Origin of the sequence: Blautia sp. DFI.3.45 (assembly GCF_020593505.1) — a bacterium.
Lineage (GTDB): Bacteria > Bacillota > Clostridia > Lachnospirales > Lachnospiraceae > Blautia_A > Blautia_A wexlerae.
This window is the reverse complement of record NZ_JAJDMI010000165.1, coordinates 1-501: the sequence shown is the minus strand read 5'-3', so window position 1 is coordinate 501 and position 501 is coordinate 1. Positions and strand designations below refer to the sequence as shown.

At 33.9% G+C, this 501-nt stretch carries 1 protein-coding gene; it reads right to left on the bottom strand.

Annotation, left to right across the window (positions count from 1 at the left end):
- Nucleotides 1-295: 295 nt before the first annotated feature.
- Nucleotides 296-501 (bottom strand): DUF6219 family protein (locus LJE09_RS17425; protein ID WP_227311614.1); only part of this gene is annotated, 206 nt, incomplete at its 5' end.

Below are 501 nucleotides of genomic sequence, written 5' to 3'. Positions count from 1 at the left end.
AAAACATTTGTTGTCAAGGTTCAGTTTTTGGCTACGAGTTTTATTTTCGTAGCAAGGTGCAATCGGAAGAACTGTCTGAACCTCTTTTACGTTTGTGATTTTTGGAAATCAGAGGATTTTCAATTTGCCTTCCATATACTCTGTATTGGGAGCGACAAAATCGGACATGATTTTAGAAATTTTTTGAAATTATTTTTTGAAGTGTAAAAAGATATAAAAAAAAGATGCCAGGATTTCTCCTGACACCATAGTGACTATGCCAACTTCGTGCCCACTTGGCACAAGGTTGATTGTATTATTCTTCATTTCCTAATGATATTGGTTCTTTCTTTGTTTTCTTGTTTTTAGATATCATCTTATGACCTGTGTAAATAGCCATAATCATACAAAGCAAAGAACTTGCCGCAAAATATTTATGGCTTGATTTTAAACCTTTATATCCGCTATAAAAAGTTCCTAGCATCGTTATCAATGCTCCGACAGACCAATATTCATGAGCTT